9 protein-coding genes and 2 rRNA genes are annotated in these 14,515 nt (G+C 67.5%); 2 read left to right on the forward strand and 9 right to left on the reverse strand.

Annotated features, from left to right (window positions below; translation table 11 throughout):
• Nucleotides 1–30 precede the first annotated feature (30 nt).
• The gene (locus OG552_RS13245) at nt 31–1,209 is read left to right on the forward strand and encodes a winged helix-turn-helix domain-containing protein (RefSeq protein ID WP_329132500.1); all 1,179 of its coding nucleotides are present in this window, start codon (nt 31–33) and stop codon (nt 1,207–1,209) included.
• On the opposite strand, the gene OG552_RS13250 is transcribed toward OG552_RS13245, so the two are convergent.
• The 7 genes from OG552_RS13250 to mtnA all read right to left on the reverse strand — a co-directional run bounded on the left by OG552_RS13250 (nt 1,206) and on the right by mtnA (nt 9,587).
• Entirely contained in the window at nt 1,206–1,946 is a 741-nt protein-coding gene (locus tag OG552_RS13250) for a response regulator (RefSeq protein WP_443070923.1), read from the reverse strand. The two genes, OG552_RS13245 and OG552_RS13250, sit on opposite strands and share 4 nt — an antisense overlap.
• Nucleotides 1,947–2,056: 110 nt before the next feature.
• Complete coding sequence (gene hpf / locus OG552_RS13255; RefSeq protein WP_329132503.1) at nt 2,057–2,752, reverse strand: ribosome hibernation-promoting factor, HPF/YfiA family; 696 nt, start codon at nt 2,750–2,752, stop codon at nt 2,057–2,059.
• Between the two features lie 274 nt (nt 2,753–3,026).
• Nucleotides 3,027–3,782 (reverse strand): ComF family protein, encoded by a 756-nt coding sequence (locus OG552_RS13260; protein ID WP_329132505.1) that lies wholly within the window; start codon nt 3,780–3,782, stop codon nt 3,027–3,029.
• 104 nt (nt 3,783–3,886) lie between these two features.
• The gene (locus OG552_RS13265; RefSeq protein ID WP_329132506.1) at nt 3,887–5,737 is read right to left on the reverse strand and encodes an LpqB family beta-propeller domain-containing protein; all 1,851 of its coding nucleotides are present in this window, start codon (nt 5,735–5,737) and stop codon (nt 3,887–3,889) included.
• Complete coding sequence (gene mtrB / locus OG552_RS13270; RefSeq protein WP_443070924.1) at nt 5,737–7,716, reverse strand: MtrAB system histidine kinase MtrB; 1,980 nt, start codon at nt 7,714–7,716, stop codon at nt 5,737–5,739. The genes OG552_RS13265 and mtrB overlap by 1 nt, the downstream gene beginning before the upstream one ends.
• 1 nt (nt 7,717) lies before the next feature.
• Complete coding sequence (gene mtrA, locus OG552_RS13275; protein ID WP_329140790.1) at nt 7,718–8,407, reverse strand: MtrAB system response regulator MtrA; 690 nt, start codon at nt 8,405–8,407, stop codon at nt 7,718–7,720.
• Between the two features lie 130 nt (nt 8,408–8,537).
• Complete coding sequence (gene mtnA / locus OG552_RS13280) at nt 8,538–9,587, reverse strand: S-methyl-5-thioribose-1-phosphate isomerase (RefSeq protein ID WP_329132508.1); 1,050 nt, start codon at nt 9,585–9,587, stop codon at nt 8,538–8,540.
• A 431-nt stretch (nt 9,588–10,018) separates the two neighbouring features.
• Here mtnA and OG552_RS13285 point away from each other — a divergent pair, with 431 nt between their 5' ends.
• On the forward strand, nt 10,019–10,942 hold the full coding sequence (locus OG552_RS13285; protein ID WP_329132510.1) for a hypothetical protein: 924 nt from the start codon (nt 10,019–10,021) through the stop codon (nt 10,940–10,942).
• Nucleotides 10,943–11,044: 102 nt separating this feature from the next.
• Here the strand turns inward: OG552_RS13285 and rrf are convergent.
• Nucleotides 11,045–11,161: ribosomal RNA gene (gene rrf, locus OG552_RS13290) — 5S ribosomal RNA — on the reverse strand.
• A 93-nt stretch (nt 11,162–11,254) separates the two neighbouring features.
• Nucleotides 11,255–14,396 (reverse strand): 23S ribosomal RNA (locus OG552_RS13295).
• Nucleotides 14,397–14,515 lie beyond the last annotated feature (119 nt).

Genomic DNA, 14,515 nt, shown 5'->3' on the forward strand with positions numbered 1-14,515 from the left:
TTGTCAGTGGGCGGTTCTACGCTGTCGGGCATGACGCTCCTGCCGCCGCCTCAGCTCACTTTGTCCGCCGACGAGGCCCGCAGGATCGCCCTGCGCGCCCAGGGCTTCCTCGGTGCCCCGGACCGGCGCGGCGGCACCCGCGGTGTCCTGCGGTCGCTGGGCGCGGTGCAGCTCGACACCATCTCGGTGCTGGCCAGGTCGCACGAGCTGATCCCGTACGCCCGGCTCGGCGCGGTCGGCCGTGACGCGGTCGAGCAGGCGTACTGGACGGAGAACCACGCCTTCGAGTACTGGTCCCACGCCGCCTGCATCCTCCCCATCGAGGAGTGGCCGCACTTCGCCTTCCGCCGCCGCGCCCGACGGGCCCGTGGCCACCGCTGGCACGTCCTGGCCGACGCCGAGCGCTCGGTGGACGCCGTGCTGGACCAGCTCAGGACCGAGGGCCCGCTGAACTCCACCCAGCTCGGCGGCGCCAAGAACGGCGGCCCGTGGTGGGACTGGTCCGAGACGAAGATCGCGGTCGAGTGGCTCCTCGACACCGGTGAGGTGGTCTGCACCCAGCGGCGCGGCTGGAAGCGGATCTACGACCTCGCCGAGCGGGCCGTCCCCGGGCAGCTCCTGCACGACGACCTGGACGACGCCGAGTGCATGCGCCGGCTGGTCGCCCAGGCGGGGGCGGCGATGGGGGTGGCCACCCGGTCCGACCTCGCGGACTACCACCGCCTCAAGGGCGAGCAGGTCACCGCGGTGATCGGCGACACCGGCCTGGTCCCGGTCGAGGTCGAGGGCTGGGGCAAGCCCGCCTGGGCGGACCCGGCGGCGCTGGCGAACGAGCCGCGCGGCCGGCACCGCACGACGCTGCTCTCCCCGTTCGACTCCCTGATCTGGGACCGTCCGCGCACCGAGCGGATCTTCGGCTTCACCCACCGGCTGGAGGCGTACACCCCGAAGGCCAAGCGGATCCACGGCTACTTCGCGATGCCGCTGCTGGCGGGCGGGAAGCTGGTCGGCCGGGTGGACCCGGCACGCGAGGGCGGCACCCTGGTCGCCCGGCAGGTGACCCTCGACGGGCCGAAGGCGGTCGCGCCCGCCGCCGACGCCATCGCCGAGGCGGCCGGCTGGGTCGGCTGCACCGAGGCTCGGGTGGAGAAGGTGCTGCCGGAGACGCTGCGGGAACCGCTGGTCACCGAGCTCAAGAGCCGGGTCTAGCGGATTTCCAGGATCTTCTCGCGCATCGCGTAGACCACGGCCTCCATCCGGGAGTGCAGCTGCAGCTTCTCCAGGATGTTGCGGACGTGGTTCTTCACGGTGTTCTCGCTGATGAAGAGCTGCTTGGCGATGTCCCGGTTGTTGAGGCCGGTCGCCACCAGCTTGAGCACCTCGAGCTCCCGGTCGGTGAGCTTCGGCGCGGGCACCAGCCGCCGCTCGTCCGTGCGCTGGATCATCGACTTGAACTCGGTGAGCAGCTTCGACGCCATCGAGGGGCTGATCTGCGACTGTCCGTCGGCGACCGCCCGGATCGCGGTCGCCACCTCGTCGGTCGAGATCTCCTTGAGGAGATAGCCCGTCGCCCCGGCCTTGATCGCCTCGTAGAGGTCCGCTTCCTCGTCGCTTATGGTCAGCATGATGATCTTGGCGCTGGGTGCCACCTCCTTGATCGAGGTGCACGCCTCGATCCCGCCCCGCCGCGGCATCCGGACATCCATCAGCACGATGTCGGGCAGCAGATCGGCGGCCTTCTCCACCGCCTCCGCCCCGTCACCGGCCTCACCGATGACCTGGATGTCCTCCTCCTGCGCGAGAACGATCTCCAGCCCCCGCCGGAACAGCGCATGATCATCGACCACCAGCACCCGGATCGGTTCGGCGCGGGCCGGGCTCACGGGCGGATCGTCATAGGGGGCCGGGCCGCGCGCACCGGGAGCCCCCTGGTCGAAGTCCGGCATCAGATCTTCCCCCTCGGACCGGAGTTGGGCACGGGTCCAGCATTTCACGTCCCCGCACGGTGGTGCCCCCAGGACGTTCCCGGGGGCACCGACTGCCGCTCGTCTGCCGGTCAGACGTGATGGTTGTTCAGCGCGTCCCCGGCCCCGCCCGGCGCCGCGCTCCCCGCCTCGTCGGCGTTCAGGTGGATCACCCCGTAGTCGTACCCGTGCCGGCGGTAGACGACGCTCGGCTGCTTCGTCTCACTGTCCACGAACAGGTAGAAGTCGTGCCCGACCAGCTCCATCTCGTACAGCGCCTGGTCGAGCGCCATCGGGCCGGCCACATGCGTCTTCTCCCGGACCACCAGCGGCCCCTCGCCGCGTACCTCCAGCGGACCCATCCTGGTCGTCGGCACACCGTCGCTGGCGGCACGGCTGGCGATGAGCCCGCCGTTGCCGTTCAGTGTGGCGGCCTCCGGCACACTCGCCGGCACATCCGCGGCCGGCGTCCTGCCCTGTCCCCGTCGGGTGTGGCGCTTGCTCGCGGCCTTCCGCAGCCGCGCCTCCAGCTTCGTCACGGCGGCGTCCAGAGCCGCGTACGGGTCGGCCGCTGCCGCTTCGGCACGGACGACGGGCCCGCGGGTGTTCAGCGTGATCTCCACGCGGTCGGCGTGGTCCGCCTGCCGCGGGTTGAGCTCTTTGGACACCTCGACGTCGAGGCTGATCACCTTGCCGTCGAGCTTCTGGATCTTGTCCAGCTTCTCGGCCACATGCTTGCGGAACCTCTCGGGCACCTCGGTCTTGCGGCCTTTGACGACGATGTCCACGCAGAACTCCGTTCCGGACCGCTCCCGCCACGCGGAGGCAGTCCCTTTCCTGAGGCCGGGACGGGTCCGAGACCTGTCCGGCGCTGCGTCGGCTGCTGCCTCGCCGCCCGGGGCCTCCGGGATGCGAAGCCGCGGCTTTCACCTCCTCCTGCCCCGCTGGGAAGATCAACACCCCGATAGGGCCGCTTCCCTCTACCCCGAACATAGACCCGGAGAGTGGAGGTCGGCATCCCCAACGACAGGGGTACCTCGTTCGAATGATTCCCCCTCCCCGCTACCTCGGGTCATGTGCGTCCGAGCGGCTGCCCGCGCGCGTGTCCGAACCACCTGCCGGGCCTGTGTCCGAACGGATCTCCGGATCGTGCGGCCCCGCCACCACCGCCGCCCCGGCCACCCGTCCGCCGGCCGCCGCCACCGCGCCCGCCGCGACGGCCAGCGAGGCACCGGTGGTCATCAGGTCGTCGACCAGGACCACCGCCGCGGTGGTGAGCAGCGGGGCCCGGCTCCCGACCGCCACAAGGGCACCGGACAGATTGGCCAGCCGCTCGGCCGACGTCAGTCCGGCCTGGTCGGCGACCGGCCGCCGCTGCCGCAGCGCGGCCACCGCCCTGGCCGGGACGCCTCCCCCGCGCAGCTCCCGGGCCGCCGCGCGGGCCATCCGCGCGGTGGCGTCGTGCCCTCGCTGGGCCACCGCCCGCCGGGCCGAGGGCACCGGCACCAGCAGGAGCGGTCCGGCAGCGCCCACCCGCCGTACCGCCGCGGCCAGTGCGCCGCCGAGCGGCCGTGCCAGTCCCAGCGCACCCCGTTCCTTGTGCGCCAGAACCACGGCCCGCACCTCGTCGCCGTACCGTCCGGCCGCGTAGACCGGTGGCAGTCCGGGCGGCTCCGGGGACGGCCGTACCCGCCGTACCGAGGCCGCCCCGCCCAGCAGCCCCGTGCACCGCTCGCACAACTCCGTCCGCGGCAGCCCGCACCCCGCGCAGTCCACCGGCAGTACCAGCCCGGTGATCTCCTGCCACCAGCCCCGCATGACTCAACTGTGCGGTCCGGATCGCACGCGCCGCCAGTCACTCTTTCGAGGGCTGTGGAAAACTCCGGGCGAACGGACTCCGCCGACCGCCGAAGAAGCAGGGTTCAGCCCGGGTAGACGGGACCGCTGCCCTTCGGATTGACCTGCTTCCAGTTCGCTTCCGCGGGCAGCCGGTAGACCCGGCCGTTGTAGGACGCCAGCAGCGGCTTGTCCTCGATCTCCGAGGCCGCCACGGACGCCGCCTCGTTTATCCCCTCCAGGGCGGGCGCCGCAGAACCGTCGGTGTTCATGTACTGGATCTGCTGCACACCACCGGTCTCGCTGCCCAGCACCACCAGGCGGCTGACGCCTGCCCAGGACACCGAGGTGACCTTCTCCCCGACGGGGGTGAGGGTGCGCAGTCCCGTCACCGTGAAAGCGTCCGGATCCTTGGCCGTGCCCCGCTGGATCCTGCCGAGCTGGAGCGTGGAGTCGCCGCCCTGCCGCACGATCAGCGCGATCCGCACCCCGTCGGAGGAGACGCGGAGCGATTCCACCCGCCCCAGCAGACCGGGTACCGACACCTCATGCGGCTGCCCGGCGCCGCCCCGCAGCATCAGCAGCTGCGAATTCTGCGGATCACGGTCCGCCACCCACAGGTCGCCGAGGCCGTCCCAGCTGGGAGCGCTCAGACCGTTCTTCGAGTCCGTCGCCTCGCTTCTGACCAGCGGCGAGGCGAACTGTCCCGGGATGGTCAGCGACCCGACCACCAGTTCCCGTCCGCTCGCCCGCACGCCCGCGGCCACCAGCTCGTCGCGGCGGATCGCCACCGAGGTCAGACCGGCCTTGTCCGCACCGAAGGGCCCCGGCACCGGTGCCGCCGTCAGGCCCGTCTCGGGCAGCGCCAGCAGCTTGTGGTCGGCCGAGATGTAGTACTGCCGCGTCGCGTTCCCGGCCAGGTTCTCCGGGCCGTAACTCTGCATGTCACCGCTGAGCGCACTGCAGAGCCTGCTCCCGTCCGCCCGCTGCACCTGCACGGCGGAGAGCTGCGCCGACGCCTGGGCCTGGACCGTGGCGAACAGCTGCGCGCCCAGCAGGACGCAGCGCTGCGCGGTCATATGGTCCGCGCTGCGGTCCAGCCGCACCCGCAGATGCTGGGAGTCGTCGAGAGTGACGCCGTGGTCCGCCGCCTTGGCATACAGCCGGGCACCGGCCGGCGCCGCACTGGTCACCGCGGGCTTCAGCCAGTCGGTCGGGCCGTCGAGCAGCGCCGAGACGGTGGAGACCAGCGACGGGGTGGAGAGCAGGGGGTCGTTCTCGTCCCGCAGATAGACCGGATCGGCGACCAGGGTGCGCCGGGCGATGCCGTCACGGTCGGCGTCCGGCCCGAGGTTGGCGAAGTAGTACATGTTCGCCGGGTGGTAGAGCCGGTCGAAGTCCAGCTCGGAGAGCACGAGGCCGTCGGCGAGCCCGTCGATCCGCCACTCGTTGTGCTCCCTGACGAGGTGGAAGCTCGCCCGGAAAGCACCGCGGGCCGGCTCGTAGGCGTGCTTGGAGTCCACCATGGCCGACTTCGTCCCGGTCAGGTCGACCGTCGTGTAGCCGTCCTTGCGGCTGGTGCCGGTGCTGTCGTCGGCCACCGGGACCAGGCTCCCGGAGTACACGGTGATCTGCTGGAACGGGTTCCAGTGCGCGGCCAGGCCCTTGGTGAGGTACTTCTTCGCCGTCGCGAAGTCGGTCTCGGAGCTGGTCGTCGCCTCCAGGAAACCGTTGACGATCTGCGAGGCCGCCTCGCCCGGGAGCGGCGCGAACGGATAGACCCGCACCTGCGTGTCGGCGTCCGCACGCTGCCCGTCACCGGCCTTGCGCACCTCGCCGCTGCTGGGCATCGACGCACAGCCGGCCAGCAGCAGCGCGGCAGTCGCCGGCAGCGCGACCCTGCGCAGGCGCCGTCCCAGGCCCCCCTTCGCAGCCATCAGACGTCGTCCTCCTGAGCGGATTCCCTGCGCTGGACCAACTGTGCCCGATTCCCGGGCAGCGCCGCCGGGTCGGCCGTCGGCGGATGCGGCGGGGCACTGGGCACCGGCGGTATGCCCGGCATCCGCGGCGTGAGCGCATGGGCGCCGGACTCCCGCGTCCAGCTGCCGCCGTCAGCTGTCGTGGTGTCGGCGGAACCGGCACGCGGAACCGGCACACCGACCGGTGCCAGGGCCCCGGCGGGCGGACCCGCCGACTTCAGCGCGCGGTTGCGGCGCGAGTCGTCGGGCTCCAGCGGTATGGGCGAGCCCCGCAGACTGTCTCCCGCCGTCCGCGGCAGCGTCATCCGGAACTGCGATCCGCCACCGGGTTCACCCCATGCCTGCAGCCAGCCGCCGTGCAGGCGGGCGTCCTCCACCGCAATGGACAGGCCGAGACCGGTGCCCCCGGTGGTACGCGCCCGTGCCGGGTCGGCCCGCCAGAAGCGGTTGAAGACCCGGGTCGCCTCACCCGGCTTCAGCCCGACTCCGTAGTCCCGCACCGCGACGGCCACCGCCCCGTCGGCGGTCGCCAGCCGTACCACCACGTCCTGGCCCTCGCCGTGCTCGATGGCGTTGACCACCAGGTTGCGCAGGACGCGCTCCACCCGCCGGGGGTCGGCCTCGGCGATCACCGGCTGCGCGTCGCCGCGTATCACCACCCGGCTGCCCTTGCGCTCGGCGAGCGGATCGGCGGCGTCCACCACCCGGCGGACCACCTCGCGCAGGTCTATCGGCTCCGCCGACAGCTCCGCGGCGCCCGCGTCGAACCGGCTGATCTCCAGCAGGTCCGACAGCAGTGATTCGAAGCGGTCCAGCTGGTTCTGCAGCAGCTCAGCGGACCGGGCGGTCACCGGATCGAAGGCGCTGCGGGCGTCGTGGATGACGTCCGCGGCCATCCGCACCGTCGTCAGCGGGGTCCGCAGCTCGTGCGAGACATCGGAGACGAAGCGGCGCTGCATCCGGGAGAGGTCCTCCAGCTGCTGGATCTTGCTCTGGAGATTCTGCGCCATCTTGTTGAAGGACTCGCCGAGTCTGGCGATGTCGTCCTCGCCGGTGACCTGCATACGTTCCTGCAATCGGCCGGCGGCCAGCCGTTCGGCGATCCCGGCTGCCATCCGCACAGGTGTGACGACCTGCCGCGTCACCAGCCAGGCGATCGCGCCCAGCAACACCACCACGAAGATCCCCGCGGTGGCCAGAGTGCCCTTGACCAGGCCGAGCGTCTTCTGCTCCTGGTCGAAGGAGAAGAGGTAGTACAGCTGATACGTGTTCTTGTTGATGTCCTGCAGCCGCTTGCCGATCGCCAGGGCGGGACGCGGTGGGCTGCCGTCGCTGGTCCTGACCGTTGTGTACTGCTCAAGGGCGCCCGGATGCGCCTGAACCGCGTCGCTGAGCGACTTCGGGATACTCGCCTCGGGCAGGATGCCGCCCGAGCCACGCGGACCGTGCGCGTTCACACTGCCCTCGCCGAACGACTGCTCGTCCCCGTTGGCCGGGCTGAGGGTGACGATCCAGTAGGCACCCTTGCCGCCGCTGGCGAACTGCGTGACCAGGCCGGTCAGCCAGTTCCCTGAGTCCTCCGTGCTGTGCGGCGTGCCCGACCCGGAGGTGTCCTGGGTCTGGATGCCCTTGTCCGCCATGTCCTGGGCGAGCGAGAAACCGCCCGTCGCCTGATTCTCGGCCGCCTTCTCCTTGGCGTCGAGCAGCCCGTTCTTGACCTGCCCGATCACCACGAAGCCGAGCAGCAGCACCACGCCGACCGACATCAGCAGCGTGAAGGCGACCACCCGCAGCTGAAGATTCCGCCGCCACAGCCGTACGGCCGGCTGCAGCGGACGCCGGGCCCAGCGCACGCACGAGCGGATCACCGGCAGCAGACCCCGCATGGGGTCCGCAAGCCGGTTCTCCAACCGCTCACGCTCGTACGACGCGCACATCTCAGCCCGGTCCTGCCTTGTACCCGACCCCGCGGACCGTCACGACGATCTCCGGACGCTCGGGGTCCTGCTCCACCTTCGACCGCAGCCGCTGCACATGCACATTCACCAGCCTGGTGTCAGCGGCGTGCCGATAACCCCAGACCTGCTCCAGCAGCACCTCCCGGGTGAACACCTGCCACGGCTTACGGGCAAGCGCCACCAGCAGATCGAACTCCAGCGGGGTCAGTGCGATCGGCTGCCCTTCGCGCTTCACCGAGTGACCGGCGACGTCGATCACGAGATCACCGATCGCCAGCTGCTCAGGGGTCGGCTCCTCCGCCCGCCGCAGCCGGGCCCGGACCCGGGCCACCAGCTCCTTCGGCTTGAACGGCTTGATGACGTAGTCGTCCGCCCCCGATTCGAGGCCGACCACCACATCCACCGTGTCGCTCTTCGCCGTGAGCATCACAATCGGCACACCGGACTCCGCCCGGATCTGCCGGCACACGTCAATGCCGTCCCGTCCCGGCAGCATCAGGTCGAGGAGCACCAGATCGGGCTTGGTCTCCCGGAAAGCAGCCAACGCCTTGTCGCCGTCCGCGCAGAACGACGGCTCAAAACCCTCTCCGCGCAGCACGATGCCAAGCATCTCTGACAGCGCAGTGTCGTCGTCGACGACCAGGACACGTCCCTTCATACCGACCATCATCCCATTTACGTATCGATGCTGGTGACCTTTGGTGATCGAGGTCACGCTACGCGACCATTGTCCCTGGTTGTCCGCAGTTGCGCCGCCCCCTATCGCCGGCCTGTGGACAACGTGCGGGCACCGGCCCTGATCAGCGGCAGACCGCCGCCAGGCGCTCCGCCGTGACCGGCGAGACCACACCGTTCTCCGTCACGATGGCCGTGATCAGCTCCGGCGGGGTCACGTCGAAGGCCGGGTTGTACGCCTGCGTGCCCAGCGGTGACGGAGCGAAATCAGTGACCTCGCTGCCCGCCCGCTGCTCGACTTCGATCGAGGCACCGTCCGGCGTTCCCAGGTCCACCGTAGTGGTCGGCGCCACAACGATGAACGGCACATGGTGGTAGCGGGCCAGCACCGCGAGCGGATAAGTGCCCACCTTGTTCGCCGTCGACCCGTCCGCGGCGATCCGGTCCGCCCCCACGAGCACCGCGTCCACCTCGCCCGCCGTGAAGAGCGACCCCGCCGCGCTGTCCGCGAGCAGCGTGTACGGCATCCCGGCCCGCGCCGCCTCGTACGCTGTCAGCCGCGCACCCTGCAGCAGCGGCCGGGTCTCGTCCACCCACAGCCGCCGCAGCTCACCGGACCGGTGGACCGCCTGGACCACGCCGAGCGCGGTTCCCTCACCACCCGACACAAGAGCGCCGGTATTGCAGTGCGTCAGCAGCCGGTAACCGCCGCCGGGCGCCAGCTCGGCCAGCAGTCGCTCACCGTGCTCCACCATCGCCCGGCTCGCCGCAGCGTCCTCGGCATGCAGCGCGCGTGCCGCCGCGAGCGCCGCGGCGGCCCCCTGTTCCGCCGGCGCCTTCCGGTACGCCTCCACCGCGCGCCGCACCCCGTACTCCAGATTCACCGCTGTGGGCCGCGCCCGCGCCAGCAGATCCGCCGCCTCTTCCACGTCATATCCGCGCGCGGCTGCCAGCGCGATGCCGTACGCGCCGGCCAGTCCGAGCAGCGGAGCCCCGCGCACCGCGAGCGAACGGATCGCCGCCACCAGCGCCTGTACGTCCGTGCAGACCAACTCGACTTCCTCCTGGGGAAGCCGGGTCTGATCGAGCAGCACGAGTACCGGGCCTTCCGGCGGTTCCTCCCATCGCAGCGCGGGGGTGAAGCCGTTGTCAGGTCGCGTGATGTGATCGCCCATCCCCTCAGTCTGCCCTGCAAAGGCTTGTTGACGTCAGCCCGTGACACGATGGGCGACCAGTAGAGCAGCGCAACCCGAAGGGGCAGCTTCCGATGACCACCACTCCGGGCTCCGAATCGCCCGGATCCTCCTCCGACTCCGCTGAGCCGGACGACGGCCAGAGCCCCGCCTCCCCTCTTCCCGAACCCCCCGCTCAGGACGTCAGTTCCGCCCGCTGGTCCCCGCGGCAGCCCCCGGCCGCCGGCGGCTGGGCCCAGTGGACTCCCCCGTCCGAAGTACACCCTCCACCGCCGCAGAGCGGCGGACCGGGCTGGGGTGGCCGGAGCGCACCGCCCCCGCCGGGCGGCGGTTGGCAGCCGGGCCCCTGGGCCGCGCGGCCCGAAGCTCCCAAGCCCGGCGTCATCCCCCTGCGCCCGCTGGCCGTCGGGGACATGCTGGACGGCGCTTTCACCACGCTACGGATCCACTGGCGGGTGATCCTCACTGCCACCTTCATGATCGCCCTGGTCACCGAGACCATCTCGGTCGTCATTCAGGGGCTGTTCCTGGACGACACCCGCCTCAGGAGCCTCCGGGACGACCCCAACCCGAGTGTCAGGGAGATCCTGCACAGCGCCAGCGGCTCGTTCACCGCACTGGGCGTGACGTTGCTGGTCACGATGATCGCGACGGTACTGGCCACCGGAACGATCGCCCTGGTCGCCGGCCGGGCTGTCGTCGGCCGTCCGCTCAAGGGCCGGGAGCTGTGGCGCGACGCCCGCCCGCGACTGCCCCAGCTCATCGGCCTGACCGTCCTGATCGCGGTGATTCTCTGTGCGGTGATCGCCCTCTGCGCGCTCCCCGGAGTCCTGGTGGCACTGGCCGGCTCAGCGGACGGCGGGGCCTCGCTGGCGACCCTCGGGCTGCTCGGCGGCTCGGTCATCTCGGTCTGGCTCTGGGTCCAGTGGACCCTGGCGGCGCCGGCGCTGTCCCTCGAAAAACAGGGCATCGTCGCTGCGTTGAAACGGTCCGCCAAGCTGGTGAGCGGCACATGGTGGCGGGTGCTCGGCGTACAGCTCGTCGGCATCCTGCTGGCATTCCTCATCTCCGCCGTCGTGGAAGCGCCCTTCGGTCTGATCGCCGCGGGGGTCGCCGATGACGGCGGCACTTCAATGTTCGGCTCCAGCGGCAATCCGAGCTGGACGTATCTGATCGTCAACGGTGTCGGTCAGGTGCTTGCCTCGGCGCTCACCCTGCCGATCAGCGCCGGCGTCACCGCGCTTCTCTACATGGACCAGCGCATTCGCCGTGAGTCCCTGGACGTCGATCTGGTACGTGCGGCTGCGGCAGAACCGGTTTCGGACAAGGTGGCCTGAGAGGGGGGCGGGCTGCGGCCCGCCCGCCACGGAAGACGGGAACGCAAAGAAGCCCCCGTTCCGAGTTCGAAAACTCGGAACGGGGGCTTCTTTTCAAGATTTGTTCGGCGGTGTCCTACTCTCCCACAGGGTCCCCCCTGCAGTACCATCGGCGCTGAAAGGCTTAGCTTCCGGGTTCGGAATGTAACCGGGCGTTTCCCTAACGCTATGACCACCGAAACACCATGAAACACACACCAACCCACCCCGAAAACCCAGGGGCAGGGATTGGTGGCTGGTTGTTTCAGAACCACACAGTGGACGCGAGCACACATGGACAAGCCCTCGGCCTATTAGTACCGGTCAGCTCCACCCCTCACAGGGCTTCCACATCCGGCCTATCAACCCAGTCGTCTCCTGGGAGCCTTACCCCATCACGTGGGTGGGAGCCCTCATCTCGAAGCAGGCTTCCCGCTTAGATGCTTTCAGCGGTTATCCCTCCCGAACGTAGCCAACCAGCCATGCCCTTGGCAGAACAACTGGCACACCAGAGGTCCGTCCGTCCCGGTCCTCTCGTACTAGGGACAGCCCTTCTCAAGACTCCAACGCGCGCAGCGGATAGGGACCGAACTGTCTCACGACGTTCTAAACCCAGCTCGCGTACCGCTTTAATGGGCGAACAGCCCAACCCTTGGGACCGACTCCAGCCCCAGGATGCGACGAGCCGACATCGAGGTGCCAAACCATCCCGTCGATATGGACTCTTGGGGAAGATCAGCCTGTTATCCCCGGGGTACCTTTTATCCGTTGAGCGACGGCGCTTCCACAAGCCACCGCCGGATCACTAGTCCCTACTTTCGTACCTGCTCGACCCGTCAGTCTCACAGTCAAGCTCCCTTGTGCACTTACACTCAACACCTGATTGCCAACCAGGCTGAGGGAACCTTTGGGCGCCTCCGTTACCCTTTAGGAGGCAACCGCCCCAGTTAAACTACCCACCAGACACTGTCCCTGATCCGGATCACGGACCGAGGTTAGACATCCAGCACGACCAGAGTGGTATTTCAACGACGACTCCCCAATGGCTGGCGCCACTGGTTCACAGTCTCCCACCTATCCTACACAAGCCGAACCGAACACCAATATCAAGCTATAGTAAAGGTCCCGGGGTCTTTCCGTCCTGCTGCGCGAAACGAGCATCTTTACTCGTAGTGCAATTTCACCGGGCCTATGGTTGAGACAGTCGAGAAGTCGTTACGCCATTCGTGCAGGTCGGAACTTACCCGACAAGGAATTTCGCTACCTTAGGATGGTTATAGTTACCACCGCCGTTTACTGGCGCTTAAGTTCTCAGCCTCGCCACACCAAAGCATGACTAACCGGTCCCCTTAACGTTCCAGCACCGGGCAGGCGTCAGTCCGTATACATCGCCTTACGGCTTCGCACGGACCTGTGTTTTTAGTAAACAGTCGCTTCTCGCTGGTCTCTGCGGCCACCCCCAGCTCAAGGAGTAAATCCCATCACCAGGAATGGCCCCCCTTCTCCCGAAGTTACGGGGGCATTTTGCCGAGTTCCTTAACCATAGTTCACCCGAACGCCTCGGTATTCTCTACCAGACCACCTGAGTCGGTTTAGGGTACGGGCCGCCATGAAACTCGCTAGAGGCTTTTCTCGACAGCATAGGATCATCCACTTCACCACAATCGGCTCGGCATCAGGTCTCAGACTTCATGTGCGACGGATTTACCTACCGCACGCCCTACACCCTTACCCCGGGACAACCACCGCCCGGGCTGGACTACCTTCCTGCGTCACCCCATCGCTTACCTACTACCCCATCGGATCAGCGGCTCCACCACTCCCCATCACTCCGAAGAGATCAAAGGCGGCTTCACGGCCTTAGCATCAGAAGATTCAGTACTGGGCGTTCCAAAGCGGGTACCGGAATATCAACCGGTTGTCCATCGACTACGCCTGTCGGCCTCGCCTTAGGTCCCGACTTACCCTGGGCAGATCAGCTTGACCCAGGAACCCTTAGTCAATCGGCGCAAGAGTTTCCCACTCTTGTATCGCTACTCATGCCTGCATTCTCACTCGTGAACCGTCCACCACTGCCTTCCGGCGCAGCTTCACCCGGCACACGACGCTCCCCTACCCATCACAACGGGCGTTAACCCTTCACGCTGCAATGACACGACTTCGGCGGTACGCTTGAGCCCCGCTACATTGTCGGCGCGGAATCACTTGACCAGTGAGCTATTACGCACTCTTTCAAGGATGGCTGCTTCTAAGCCAACCTCCTGGTTGTCTCTGCGACTCCACATCCTTTCCCACTTAGCGTACGCTTAGGGGCCTTAGTCGATGCTCTGGGCTGTTTCCCTCTCGACCATGGAGCTTATCCCCCACAGTCTCACTGCCGCGCTCTCACTTACCGGCATTCGGAGTTTGGCTAAGGTCAGTAACCCGGTAGGGCCCATCGCCTATCCAGTGCTCTACCTCCGGCAAGAAACACACGACGCTGCACCTAAATGCATTTCGGGGAGAACCAGCTATCACGGAGTTTGATTGGCCTTTCACCCCTAACCACAGGTCATCCCCCAGGTTTTCAACCCTGGTGGGTTCGGTCCTCCACGACCTCTTACAGCCGCTTCAACCTGCCCATGGCTAGATCACTCCGCTTCGGGTCTTGAGCATGCTACTAAATGTCTAATTAAAGACGGCGCCCTGTTCGGACTCGCTTTCGCTACGGCTCCCCCACACGGGTTAACCTCGCAACACACCGCAAACTCGCAGGCTCATTCTTCAAAAGGCACGCAGTCACGACACCAAGCGCAAGCACTCGATGCGACGCTCCCACGGCTTGTAGGCACACGGTTTCAGGTACTATTTCACTCCGCTCCCGCGGTACTTTTCACCATTCCCTCACGGTACTATCCGCTATCGGTCACCAGGGAATATTTAGGCTTAACGGGTGGTCCCGCCAGATTCACACAGGATTTCTCGGGCCCTGTGCTACTTGGGTGGTAAGCAAACGAGCCGTACAGATTTCAGCTACGGGGGTCTTACCCTCTACGCCGGACCTTTCGCATGTCCTTCGCCTATCCATACGGTTTCTGACTCGTCTCACAGCCGGCAGACCATGAAAGCCCACTCCCACAACCCCGTATACGCAACCCCTGCCGGGTATCACACGCATACGGTTTGGCCTCATCCAGTTTCGCTCGCCACTACTCCCGGAATCACGGTTGTTTTCTCTTCCTGCGGGTACTGAGATGTTTCACTTCCCCGCGTTCCCTCCACATGCCCTATATATTCAGGCACGGGTGACAGCCCATGACGACTGCCGGGTTTCCCCATTCGGACACCCCCGGATCACAGCTCGGTTGACAGCTCCCCGGGGCCTATCGCGGCCTCCCACGTCCTTCATCGGTTCCTGGTGCCAAGGCATCCACCGTGCGCCCTTAAAAACTTGGCCACAGATGCTCGCGTCCACTATGCAGTTCTCAAACAACCAACACTCAAGGAAACAAACCACCATTCCCTGAGAACCCAACAGCGCGCCCAACCCAGTCAATTGCGATTCACGTTCCACGC

This window comes from Streptomyces sp. NBC_01476, assembly GCF_036227265.1.
In the GTDB taxonomy this organism is placed as follows: domain Bacteria; phylum Actinomycetota; class Actinomycetes; order Streptomycetales; family Streptomycetaceae; genus Actinacidiphila.

Coding starts and splice junctions, on each gene's coding strand:
- OG552_RS13265 (WP_329132506.1), bottom strand. CDS start 5,737: ATGGCTGCGAAGGGGGGCCTGGGACGGCGCCTGCGCAGGGTCGCGCTG.
- OG552_RS13245 (WP_329132500.1), top strand. CDS start 31: ATGACGCTCCTGCCGCCGCCTCAGCTCACTTTGTCCGCCGACGAGGCC.
- OG552_RS13250 (WP_443070923.1), bottom strand. CDS start 1,946: ATGCCGGACTTCGACCAGGGGGCTCCCGGTGCGCGCGGCCCGGCCCCC.
- OG552_RS13285 (WP_329132510.1), top strand. CDS start 10,019: ATGCTGGACGGCGCTTTCACCACGCTACGGATCCACTGGCGGGTGATC.
- mtrA (WP_329140790.1), bottom strand. CDS start 8,407: ATGATGGTCGGTATGAAGGGACGTGTCCTGGTCGTCGACGACGACACT.
- OG552_RS13260 (WP_329132505.1), bottom strand. CDS start 3,782: ATGCGGGGCTGGTGGCAGGAGATCACCGGGCTGGTACTGCCGGTGGAC.
- mtrB (WP_443070924.1), bottom strand. CDS start 7,716: ATGTGCGCGTCGTACGAGCGTGAGCGGTTGGAGAACCGGCTTGCGGAC.
- mtnA (WP_329132508.1), bottom strand. CDS start 9,587: ATGGGCGATCACATCACGCGACCTGACAACGGCTTCACCCCCGCGCTG.